The sequence below is a fragment of the Ectothiorhodospira haloalkaliphila ATCC 51935 genome (genome assembly GCF_000633935.1).
GTDB classification, from domain to species: Bacteria; Pseudomonadota; Gammaproteobacteria; order Ectothiorhodospirales; family Ectothiorhodospiraceae; genus Ectothiorhodospira; species Ectothiorhodospira haloalkaliphila.
In genome coordinates, this window is the sequence record NZ_KK214997.1 from 119,734 (window position 1) to 130,967 (window position 11,234).

The 11,234-nt window shown below is 63.0% G+C and carries 8 protein-coding genes; 3 read left to right on the forward strand and 5 right to left on the reverse strand.

The window, feature by feature from the left end; translation table 11 throughout:
* Positions 1 to 36: 36 nt before the first annotated feature.
* The 3 genes from putA to ECTHA_RS0106500 form a co-directional block, all read right to left on the reverse strand.
* A complete protein-coding gene (gene putA, locus ECTHA_RS17310; RefSeq protein WP_025281856.1) occupies positions 37 to 3,276 on the reverse strand; it encodes a bifunctional proline dehydrogenase/L-glutamate gamma-semialdehyde dehydrogenase PutA in 3,240 nt (1,079 codons plus the stop codon).
* A 109-nt stretch (positions 3,277 to 3,385) separates the two neighbouring features.
* Positions 3,386 to 7,057, reverse strand: a complete 3,672-nt coding sequence (locus ECTHA_RS18945; protein ID WP_025281857.1) for a sensor domain-containing protein — start codon at positions 7,055 to 7,057, stop codon at positions 3,386 to 3,388.
* A 279-nt stretch (positions 7,058 to 7,336) separates the two neighbouring features.
* Positions 7,337 to 7,711 carry a DUF6746 family protein gene (locus ECTHA_RS0106500; RefSeq protein ID WP_025281858.1) on the reverse strand — a complete coding sequence of 125 codons (375 nt, stop codon included), beginning with the start codon at positions 7,709 to 7,711 and terminating at the stop codon, positions 7,337 to 7,339.
* A 231-nt stretch (positions 7,712 to 7,942) separates the two neighbouring features.
* On the opposite strand from ECTHA_RS0106500, the gene ECTHA_RS0106505 reads away from it, so the two are divergent.
* Genes ECTHA_RS0106505 through ECTHA_RS17320 form a run of 3 tightly spaced genes read left to right on the forward strand, consistent with a single transcriptional unit; the run spans position 7,943 to position 9,964 of the window.
* Positions 7,943 to 8,386 carry a hemerythrin domain-containing protein gene (locus ECTHA_RS0106505; RefSeq protein ID WP_025281859.1) on the forward strand — a complete coding sequence of 148 codons (444 nt, stop codon included), beginning with the start codon at positions 7,943 to 7,945 and terminating at the stop codon, positions 8,384 to 8,386.
* Positions 8,387 to 8,390: 4 nt separating this feature from the next.
* Positions 8,391 to 8,633, forward strand: a complete 243-nt coding sequence (locus ECTHA_RS0106510) for a DUF2249 domain-containing protein (protein ID WP_025281860.1) — start codon at positions 8,391 to 8,393, stop codon at positions 8,631 to 8,633.
* A complete protein-coding gene (locus ECTHA_RS17320; RefSeq protein ID WP_025281861.1) occupies positions 8,630 to 9,964 on the forward strand; it encodes a hypothetical protein in 1,335 nt (444 codons plus the stop codon). The genes ECTHA_RS0106510 and ECTHA_RS17320 overlap by 4 nt, the downstream gene beginning before the upstream one ends.
* Positions 9,965 to 9,987: 23 nt before the next feature.
* Here the strand turns inward: ECTHA_RS17320 and ECTHA_RS20210 are convergent, their stop codons facing one another.
* Both ECTHA_RS20210 and ECTHA_RS17325 read right to left on the reverse strand, forming a co-directional pair.
* The gene (locus ECTHA_RS20210) at positions 9,988 to 10,107 is read right to left on the reverse strand and encodes a type I restriction-modification system subunit M N-terminal domain-containing protein (RefSeq protein ID WP_218915906.1); all 120 of its coding nucleotides are present in this window, start codon (positions 10,105 to 10,107) and stop codon (positions 9,988 to 9,990) included.
* A gap of 115 nt (positions 10,108 to 10,222) precedes the next feature.
* Entirely contained in the window at positions 10,223 to 10,975 is a 753-nt protein-coding gene (locus ECTHA_RS17325) for an ATP-binding protein (protein WP_203225335.1), read from the reverse strand.
* Between the last annotated feature and the right edge of the window lie 259 nt (positions 10,976 to 11,234).

The following is an 11,234-nucleotide window of genomic DNA, read 5'->3' on the forward strand; positions in this document are numbered from 1 at the left end:
GGCACCCGCCCCCGCATCCCCGGCCGCGGCGGGCTCTCAGCCTGCCGAGCGCCGGCGGCTCACCGACTGCGGTGGCGGCAGTCGCTTCTGCCCATTGCCGCCACCATGGCCATTCGTGCCACCGCCGCCATCCCCTTCGGCCATCGCAAACAGGCTGGCATTGCCGCCCACTGCGGCGGTATTCATCGTCACCACCCGCTCGGTGGCAAACTTCAACAGGTAATGGGGGCCACCGGCCTTGAAGCCGGTCCCTGAAAGCCCTTCGCCACCGAAGGGCTGGGTGCCGACCACCGCCCCCACCATATCCCGGTTCACATAGGCGTTGCCCACCCGTGCCCTTCGCGTCACGGCCTCGGCATGGGCATCGATCCGGCTGTGGATGCCCAGGGTCAGACCAAACCCCAGATCGTTGATCTGATCCACCAGGGAATCCAGTTCCCGGGCACGCCAGGTCACCACGTGCAACATGGGGCCAAACACCTCGGCCATCAACTCATCAATGCTCTCCAGGCGGTACAGAGAGGGCGCCATGAAGAAACCCTGCTCGCAGTCCCCTCCCAGCGGCGCCCGGTGCAGAACACGGCCGTGCTCCTCCATGGTCTGATGATGGGCCTCGAGCCGCTCCAGGGCCTCGGCATCAATCACCGGGCCCACGTCCGTCACCAGCCAGCGGGGATCTCCCACCACCAGGGAGTCCATGGCGCCCTTGAGCATCTTCAAAAGCGGCTTGACGATATCCGCCTGCACGCAAAGCAGCCGCAGGGCCGAGCAACGCTGACCCGCACTGAGGAAGGCCGAGCGCACGATGTCCATCACTACCTGCTCATGCAGGGCAGTGGAATCCACGATCATGGCATTGATGCCGCCGGTCTCCGCGATCAAGGGAACAATGGGACCCTCGCGCTCGGCCAGACCCTGGTTGATCAGGCGCGCCGTCTCATTAGAGCCGGTGAAGGCCACGCCTTTGATGCGAGGATCGCTCACCAGCAACGGTCCGATCTCACCACCGGGCCCGGGGAGGCAGTGCAGCACGTTGACGGGAATACCGGCCTGATGCATGAGCGTCACGGCCCGGGTGGCCACCAGACTGGTCTGCTCCGCGGGCTTGGCCACCACGGCATTACCGGCTGCCAGCGCAGCGGTGACCTGCCCGGTAAAGATGGCCAGGGGGAAATTCCAGGGGCTGATGCACAGAAAGGTGCCTCGACCACGCAGACTCAACTCGTTTCGCTCTCCGGTGGGCCCCGGCAATACGGCAGACCGTGAGAACAGGCGGCGGGCCTGGGCGGCATAATACCGGCAGAAATCCACCGCCTCGCGCACCTCGGCGTGGGCATCACGCAGGCTCTTGCCCGCCTCCTCCACACACAGACTCATGAGTTCGGCCTGGTGCTTTTCGTAAAGATCAGCGACCTTTTCCAGGATTTGGGCTCGATCCTCGGCGGGTGTGGCCTCCCAATCCGGCCAGGCGGCATCCGCCGCTTCCAGTGCCGCCTTCACATCCCGCTCACCGGCCCAGGTCATCTTGCCCGGCTGGCACTGGGCATCCGCTGGAGATATGACGGCCTGGGCCTGATCCGTACGCATCGTCCCGGCCACCAGCGGCCCGCCACGCCAGCCCTTCCCGGCGAGTTGCGTCATCTGAGCGGACAGCTTCAACAGCAAGGAGCGATCCGAAAAGTCCAGCCCCGCACTGTTACGCCGCGCCTTGCCATAGATGTCCTTGGGGAGGGCGATACGCGGGTTGCGCAACGGCTCGCAGATGCGCAACTGTGCTGCGGGATCGGCAATCAGATGCTCCAGATCATCCTCGTGGATGCGATGCACGAACGAAGAATTGGCACCGTTCTCCAGCAAACGGCGCACCAGATAGGCCAGCAGGTGTTCATGGCTGCCCACCGGCGCATAGATGCGGCAGGGCACCTTGGGGGTATCACGCCCCACCAACTGATCAAAAAGCGCCTCACCCATGCCATGGAGACGCTGCAGCTCGAACTCCTTGCCCTGAGCCATTTCCATGACGGCGGCCACCGTATGGGCATTATGGGTGGCGAACTGCGGATACAGGTGCGGGCAGTCGTGCAGCAGGTGGCGGGCACAGGCCAGGTAGGAAACATCCGTGGCCGCCTTGCGAGTGAACACCGGATAGTCGGACAGGCCCTGAACCTGTGAGTCCTTGATTTCCGTGTCCCAGTAGGCTCCCTTGACCAGGCGCACCATGAGTTGGCGACGCTTCAGGGCGGCCTTGTTCTCCAGCCACCCCAGCACCTCCCAGGCCCTCTTCTGATAGGCCTGCACGGCAACCCCCAGACCTTCCCAGTTCTCCAGGCTGGACTCATCCAGCAGGCGTTCCACCACATCCAGCGACAGGTCCAGGCGCCAGGACTCCTCGGCATCGATGCACAGGGGGATGTAATAGTCCCGGGCCAGTTGGCACAGTTCCAGGATGCGCGGCATCAGCCTGCGGTGCACCCGCTCTTCATGTCCGGGCTCGTAACGGTTATCCAGGGCCGAGAGCTTCACCGAGATGCCCGGGCGCTCCCGCATGGTGATGCGCGGGTCCACCGACTTGCCGATGCGCACGATGGCATCCTTGTAGGCCTGAAAATAGGCCTGGGCGTCCTCCTCGGTGCGGGCCGCCTCGCCCAGCATGTCGTAGGAATACAGATAGCCATGCTTTTCGTTTCGACGCGCCCGCTTCATGGCCTCGTCGATGGTTCGACCCAGGACGAAACCGTCTCCCAGCATGCCCATGGTGCGGCGCACCGCCGTACGGATCACCGGGCTGCCAATACGGGCCAGCATGCGATGCACCACCCTGGACAACCAGCGTCGGCGATCATCCGTATCAATGATGCGCTCACTCAACCACAGGCTCCAGGTGGCGGCATTCACCAGGAATGGCCGATCACGCCCCAGGTGGGCATCCCAATGGGAGGCAGTGAGCTTGTCGTGAATCAGCCGGTCCGCCGTGGCCTTGTCCGGCACCCTGAGCAGGGCCTCTGCCAGGCACATGAGGGCGATGCCCTCATCGCTGGAGAGATCATATTCCTGCATCAGCGCCGCCATGCCGGACTGGCGCTTCTGCGCCTGGATCATCCCCTTGACGAGCCCCCGGGCCAGGTACCGGGTGCGGGTGCCACTCTCCTCGTCCTGGGGCAGGCGTTCGAGCAGCATCCTCGCCGCCACGGCCTCATCGGCCCGATACAGTTTGCTGATGGACTGTCGATCGCGGTGCGGCAGAGAGTCGGGATCGGCGTAGACAAATCGGCTCATGCTGTTGTCCTGTCTTCCTGGCAATCGCATGAGGATAGCCTCAACAGCCTCATGGAATCCATGGATGCGGAGACCAACACCATCCCCTGGGCCTCACGCCCCCTGGGCCTCACGACGGTGAATGGGCCCGGCAGCGGGCCCGCAGGATGGCCGGAATCTCCTCGGCCGGCACCGGCCGGCTGAATAGATAGCCTTGTGCCCGGTGACACCCCATGTCCAGCAGGGCCTCCTGATGCTCGGTGGTTTCCACACCCTCGGCGAGCACCTCCATACCCAGGTGGGCGCCCAGGGTATTCACCGCACGGGCGATGGCCATGTCCCGCTGGTTTTCCGGCAGCCCCCGAATGAAGCTCTGATCGATCTTGAGCACATCAAAAGGCAGATCCTTGAGATACGAGAGAGAGGAGTACCCGGTGCCGAAATCGTCCACCGCCAGTTGCACCCCCATGGCCTTGAGCTCACCGAGGAAAGCCGAAGGCCCCTGACGACGGTCCATCACGAAGCTCTCGGTCACTTCCAGTTCCAGCAGCGAAGAATCCAGACCGCTTTCCTGCAGCGCATCCGCCACCGTTTGCACCATGTCGCTGCGCTGCACTTGAATGCCCGAGACGTTGACCGCAATGGTGCCGAACTCAAGTCCCTGCGCCGCCCAGTGTCGGGCCTGCAGACAAGCCTGACGCAACACCCAGCGACCCAACGGCAGGATCAGACCGGTCTCCTCGGCTATGGGGATGAACCGATTGGGCGGAATCATGCCCTGCTCCGGGTGACGCCAGCGCACGAGCGCCTCCAGCCCCACCACCGAGCCATCGATCAGATCCACCTGAGGCTGGAAATGCAGCAGGAGTTGATTCGAATCCAGGGCATGACGCAGTTCCGAGGACAGCGTCACCCGATCTCGAGCGTGGTCGGTGAGGTCCTCCGTGTAATGAAAATACACGTTGCCACCCTGCTCCTTGGCATGATGCATGGCGGCATCACTGAATTGCATCAACTCCTCGGCGTCATGGGCATCCCTGGGAAAACTGGCGATCCCGATGCTGGTGGTGATGAAGATATCTCGATCCGCAATCCGGACCGGCGCCTCCACCACCTGGCGGATGGCCTCCGCCACCAGGTCAGCGCGACACTGCTGTCCGTTTTCCCCCGGCACCATCACGGCAAATTCGTCACTGCCCAGGCGCGCCAGCACCTCGTCATCCTTCATGACCGAACCGAATCGTTCCGCCACTTCGTAAAGCAACTCATCCCCCACGCGAATGCCCAGGCTGTCGTTGATGTGCTTGAAGCCATCCAGATCCACCAGCAGCACCGACAGCCCTCCGGACTGACCGCGTTTGGCGGATGCCAGGGCCTGCTCCAGGCGGGTACGGAACAGCAGACGATTGGGCAGGTTGGTGAGCGGATCCCGATGTGCCAGGCGTTCGATCTGATCCTGAGAGTCCTTGAGATCCGAGACGTCGGAAAACACCCCGATAAAGTGGCTGAGCACGCCGCTCTCGTCGCGTACCGCATTGATCACCGTCCATTGGGGATAAATGGCGCCGCTCTTGCGTCGATTCCACAGTTCACCGCGCCAAAAACCCGACAGGCTGATGGCATCCCATAGGCGTCGGTAAAACAAGGGTTGATGACGCCCTGACTTCAGCACACGCGGGTTCTTCCCGGTCACCTCGTGCTGCTCATAACCTGTGATATGGGTGAAGGCTTGATTGACGGCCAGAATCTCCCCTTTCGCATCCGTGATCATCACCCCTTCGCTGGTGGCCCGAAATACCGTGGACCACTGCCGCAGGCTCTCCTCAGCGCGCTTGCGATCCGTGATGTCCTGAAACGCCCCCTGGACATGCGTGATGCGCCCCCCCTCACCCTGCACGGCGACCCCCATGGCCCGTACCCAGATTTCCCTGCCCCTGGCGGTGCATATCCGCATTTCCTCGTCGAAGGGCTCGCCCATGTTCGCACAGCGACGAAACACCTCCTCCATACGGCGCCGATCCCCCGGCATGTAAAAGGCCAACGCCTGTTCGATGCTCACCCCGCTGCCCGGCTCCAGGTCATGGATCCGGCAGACCTCGTCGGACCATTCCACTGTTTCGCTGCCCAGATCAGCCATCCAGCCGCCCATGCGCGCCAGGGTGCCAGCCATCTGCATCAGGCGTTCACTGTGGCGCAGTTTGCGCTCGGCCTCGATGCGTTGAGTGACGTCGTGAATGATGGAATACAGCAGGGTCTGCCCCTGGAACTGGATGGGACCGCTGTAGACCTCCACGTGGCGGATGCTGCCGTCGGCCAATCGGTGCGGAAAAAGAAAGAACTTGATTGACCTCTCACGGGCGCTGGCCATTTCGGCCTTGACCTGTTCCGCTTCCAGTTGATTGATGTCCATGATGCGCATGGCGCACAGGGTGTCCCGATCCCAGCCATAAAAATCGCAGGCGGCAGGGTTGGCATCCACGATGTGGCCATCCTCCGGCTTAATGAGCAGCATCACCGAGTGATTGTTCTGGAACAGGGCACGGTAACGGGCCTCGCTTTCCCGCAAGGCGTCGGCGGCCGCCTGCTCGCTGGCCACCCGTTGGGCCCGCAAGGCCAGGCGCTGCAGGCGCCCCTGCTGACGCCACACCCACATCAGGGCGGCCGCGATCACCGCCACGGCGCCCAAGGTGATGGCACTGACCCAAAAGACAAGAACCTGAAGCGATGCAAAGATCTCGTCCCGCGGACTCCGCGCCAACAACAGCCAATCAGTGCCAGGCACCTCCTGGCTCGCCCACAGCCAGGTATCGTTACCTACCAGATCATGGAGCCCCGGGATCGGCTGTGGCGGGGCTTCATGCCGGGGCGGGTAGACGACACGCCAGCCGTCATCGTCATGGGCCTGCAGCAGCAACATGTCTCCGGACTGGCTGGCGGAGGACCACACGCCCAGCAGCGGCGAAAGAAAACGATCCACCTCGGCACGCATCACCAGAAAACCCACATGCTCGACGCCCTCCTCGAGGGACTTGAGAATGGGCGTGACCAGATCCAGGTACTGCGGCGATGCCATGCCATCGATCCTCGTCAGGCCCTGCACCATCTGGCCTTGCCGAACCGCCTGTTCCAGGAGCTGCGCGTCCACCTGGGGCGGGGTCGCCATGCGGCCCAGTTGCAACACCCCTTCACCCTCTTCACTCAGGATGGCAATGCCCGCGTAGCGATAGTGTTCGCGTACGCCGGCAAGGCGGTTGGTGACATCCTCGAGGCGCGCAGGCTGCTGCACCGCCTGCTCCGGCGACTGCAGTTGCGCCACCTGATCGACAAACGCCTCGTGTGTCGTGAGTGTGAGTGCATCAGCACGCCGCTCATCCAGCCACTGCTGAACCTGTCGCAGCTTGAGCTGGGTAATGGCCTGGAGAGTGTCCCGCGCTTCCCTCTCCAGTTGCGGGCCGTGGATCTTCTTCACCACAATACCCATGAGCGGGGCCAGGAGCACCAGCGTCATGATCACGGCGATCAGGCCCACGGTGGCCGGTCGTCTGACCTCATGCTCCCAGGTCTGGCTGTCCGCCCCCTCGGCTTCCAACTGTCGCTCCTGCCATGAGCGCAGGAGCACATAGAGCAGCGTGGAGGTCACGAGAACGAACACCAGCCCCTTGAACAGCTCCATGCGGACGATGACGTCGGGGTCGGTCAGAACGAGGTCGAGAAGGAAACCCGAGGCAAAGACCCAAACACCGGCACAGACGGCGTAGAGCAGCGAGGCGCGTAGTGCCAAGGAGACTGATCGATCCATCATCAGAGCGGCCTTTGACCAATGGTGGTCAGGATCCCGGGAAACCTGGGCTGGGGGCGGGCATGCCCCTCTTTTCTGCATGATTTCATGCTTTTCTGTCAAGCACCCCCACGACCATGGGAATGGATGAATGCGCGGACGGACAGGGCACTACGGGAGTTGATTCATGGGTTGGGAGCGGGCCGTTCGGGGGCAAACGGCCGGGCGGGATGATGCAAGGTCATGCACTGGAAATACCCCACCCCTGCCGGGATTTGCAGGGGCGAGGTAACAACTCAGTATTCAGCGAGCGATCTTGTTGGCCACATCCAGATACTTGCGGCCTTCTTCGCGAAGTCTCTCCACATCGTTGACTTCAGATGCAAGGTGCACCTCTTCCAGCGTGTCGGCCAGGTCGGCCAGATCCTGGTTCATGCGCTCCAGCGCGTTTTCCAGGGTGTAGGTGAGTTCATGGATGTGAGCCACGGCCTCTGGCGTCAATTCACCCTCGGCCAGTGCCGTTTCCAGTTTGCGGTTGTATTCCACGAAGTTTTCCAGCGCCTGCTCCAGGGTATCAGCAGACTTGCCTTTGAAATGGTCAACCCGATCCGCCCATGCGGCGCCGGAGGACAGGGTCATCCCTGCCGTGAGGGCAGCGATCATCAGGTATTTCTTCACAGGGGACTCCTTTGGGAATGGAGGATGTAAATGGGTCCGGGGCTGAATCCCCGGGGGCCGTGTTCAGGCTCAATTCTAACGCAACCAGACCCTGGCGCAATCAATAATAATTCTTATTGACTTGACCTGCCCAGGCCATTTCAGGGCCTTGACCCGGGTCAAGTTCAAACCCATCAGCGGTTGGGTAACGTGTCCATGTTCCTGCCATTTTTCCATCCACAGGCTACCACCATGCAAACGATTCAGGACTTCTTCACCCATGACCACCGCGACTGTGACCATCGCCTTGCCGATCTGGAAACCAGTGTCGCCGACAAGGATTGGGCTGCCGCCGAAAACGCCTGTGTGCAGTTCCAACACGACCTGGAGCGTCACCTGCAGCGTGAGGAAACCCTGCTCTTTCCCGCCATCGAGACCTTCACCGGCAGCAGCGGCGGCCCCACCGAGGTCATGCGCCGGGAGCACGATCAGATGCGTGCCCTGCTGGCTGATGTACGGGACACCCTGGCACGACAAGAGGTGGATGCCTGCCTGGGCAATATCGAAACGCTCATGACCCTCATCCAGCTGCACAACGTGAAGGAGGAGCAGATCCTCTACCCCATGGCGGACAAGCACCTGAGCGGCCAGCGCGATGCCCTGATGGACCAGGTCCGGACCCTGGCGCCGGCCTGAGCCCATGGGCACCACCCATGTGCTGGATGTGTGCGACCTGCCACCCCCGGAGCCCATGCAGCAGGTACTGGACAGGCTGCCCGACCTGGCCCCGGGGGATGTGCTGCGGATGAGACACCGCCGCGAACCCTTTCCCCTCTACCCGATGCTGGCCGACATGGGTTTTGCCTATCGGGTACTCACTCCGCCGGATGTGCCCTTCGAGATCCTCATCTGGCGTGCGGACGGGCCGGAGCCCAGCGCATGATCAACCTGTCCCGTCTGTCCCTGGACCGCACACCCCCGCTGTGGGTGCCCCTGCAGTTCATGATCACGGCACCGCTGTTCGCCGTGCTCTTCGCGTTGCTGATGCTCTGGCTGGGCCCGCAGACCCTGCTCTCCCGATGGATGCCGGGCCTGATCGGCGCCACCCACGTACTGGTGCTGGGTTATCTGGCCATGGTCATGTTCGGGGCCATGCAGCAACTGCTGCCGGTGGTGGCCGGCTCCCCCCTGCCCCGGGATCTGCTTACCAGTCGCGTCACCCATGGACTACTTGCGCTGGGTACGCCTTTTCTGGGGATCGGTCTGGCCACCACACAGCCTTGGGCGGTGCAGGTGGGAGGTGCGTTGGTGCTGGGCGCCATGGCGATCTTCATCATCGGCGCCCTGATCAGTCTGTGGCGCAGCCGGGCCCGCGGGCCGACCCTCACGGGGCTCTGGCTGGCGGTGATCTCGTTGCTGATGGCCATGGTGCTGGGTGGCTGGCTCGCCAGTGGTCATCTGGGCCAGGGCTGGCCCCTGCCCCGCTACATGACGGATATTCACCTGATCTGGGCCTTTTTCGGATGGATTGCCCTGCTGATTGCCGCCGTGGCCTACCAGGTGGTGCCCATGTTCCAGATGACACCGGAATATCCCCGGCTCTTCGCCCGTGGCTACGCGCCGCTGGTCTTCACCCTGCTGATCCTGCTGACCCTGCCCATCTGGCTGCCCGTGCCGGGCTGGCTTGCACCGCTGGCCGGCGCCACCCTGGCGGCGGCCCTGGCAGCCTTCGCCGCGATCACCCTGTGGTTGCAGTCACGCCGACGCCGGCGCAATGCCGACGTCACCGTCCATTTCTGGCGCACGGGGCTGATCGCCCTGCTGGCCGCCATCGGCCTCTGGGCCCTGGCACACTTGCTGCCGGGCTGGAACCCGCGCGGCCCCCTGTCGCTCCTGCCCGCCTGGCTGTTCCTGGCCGGATTTGCCATGTCCATCATCAACGGCATGCTCTACAAGATCGTCCCGTTCCTGGTGTGGCTGCACCTGAACAACCAGCGCCTGAGCACCGGTAATCTGCGCGCCCCCATCCCCAACATGCACGAGGTCATCCCGCTCAGGCTCACCCGCTGGCAACTTTACCTGCACTGGCTGGCCCTGGCAGGCACCGTGGGCGCCCTGTTCTGGTCAGTGCTGTTTACCCCGGCCCTGCTCCTGCTGGCCGCCTCCAACGGCCTGCTCACCTGGAACCTTGCCCACGGTGCCCGTCAGTTCCGCCGCTGGCACCGGATACTGACCACCCCGAACCCCGCGCTCAACGCGAACCGAACTTCGTGATGGCCTCCATCAGGGTGGCCACATCAGTAGGGGCCGCGCAGCAGGTCGGCGACCGACCAGATAAAGTTGGCGAGTTGTTGAAAGCCGGCGTTCATGCGTAGGTCCTGGAATTCAAGGGATTCTGTTCTGCCGCTATTGACCATGCCGCACCTGCGATGATCGATATAAGGCTTTGATTTGTTTGATCTGCGCCAGCGTATCGCCCACTTTCTATCGCCCGACTGCTGCCGATAGGGCGGGCTTTGTCCGATAGGCTACTCATGACACTGCCCAGTAGCGCCGCCAGCGCTTGTCACCCGCAAAGCGCACCTCGCCCTTCTCGATCAGACCATCCAGCGCACGCTTGACCTGCTTTGGGTGGATTTCGCTACCGATGCGCTGGCGGATATCGCCGATCGCGGATTCGGGGTAGCGCTTGAGGTCTTCCAGAATCAGGGCCGCTAGGCGGTGCGGTTCGATCCGCTTCAGGGTCGTTTCCCCGGCAAAATCGAGATGGCGTAGCAGTCCCGGATCGACGAAATAGCGCGTGGCTTGGGTGCGCCCAGCGCTCTGGATCAGGTCCCACTCCAGCAGCCGTTTGATCCAGGGTTGCAGCGCTTCGACGGAAGGCAGTTCCAGTACGTTGGCCAGTTCGCGGGCGGTCATGGCGTCGTGCTGCGCCAATAGGCCCAGGGCGATGCGTTCGCGCTGGGTGAGCTGGTAGGTCTGGTCCGCCTTGGCAATGAAGTCGATGACTTCGGGCTTGAGGATGCGGCGACGTACCGTGACTTGCACGCGGTCGTGCGTTTCGATCAGATCCGGCGCCGGGCGGCCCTGCGACAACAGTACCTCGAAGATCTTATCGAAGCCGCTGCCTTCACGCTCCATCAGTTTCAGGTCATGAAACAGGCGGGCCAAGTGCTCGTTGCGACGCACGGTGGTGTGCAGCACGTTCTGCGGCGTCACGCCCAGCGGTAGCGGACCCGGGTTGACCACTTCCAGCCGGTCCGGGTGTTGTTTCCCACCCCAAATCGCTGATCACCGCCTGATCTGAAGCGGATTATTTCCTCGTTGATAGAGCCAGCGTGGTGGCAGAGTGTGAGTCGGGTGTGGAGGCGAAGTGCCCGGATTGATTCACCGGGCTGGCGGATCGGGGCGGGACAGGGGGCATGATCTGAGGGCCAACCCATAAAAAGTGGCCCGCCACGGTAGCCGCCGTGCGGGCCGGTGGCCGGTGTGCTATTGCGGTTGAGAACGCCTTTGACCGGCGAACAATACGTTACCCAGCAAG

What these genes read in the sequence shown, in the direction of transcription:
- putA (WP_025281856.1), bottom strand. Translation starts at nt 3,276, where the DNA reads ATGAGCCGATTTGTCTACGCCGATCCCGACTCTCTGCCGCACCGCGAT.
- ECTHA_RS18945 (WP_025281857.1), bottom strand. Translation starts at nt 7,057, where the DNA reads ATGATGGATCGATCAGTCTCCTTGGCACTACGCGCCTCGCTGCTCTAC.
- ECTHA_RS0106505 (WP_025281859.1), top strand. Translation starts at nt 7,943, where the DNA reads ATGCAAACGATTCAGGACTTCTTCACCCATGACCACCGCGACTGTGAC.
- ECTHA_RS0106510 (WP_025281860.1), top strand. Translation starts at nt 8,391, where the DNA reads ATGGGCACCACCCATGTGCTGGATGTGTGCGACCTGCCACCCCCGGAG.
- ECTHA_RS17320 (WP_025281861.1), top strand. Translation starts at nt 8,630, where the DNA reads ATGATCAACCTGTCCCGTCTGTCCCTGGACCGCACACCCCCGCTGTGG.
- ECTHA_RS20210 (WP_218915906.1), bottom strand. Translation starts at nt 10,107, where the DNA reads ATGGTCAATAGCGGCAGAACAGAATCCCTTGAATTCCAGGACCTACGC.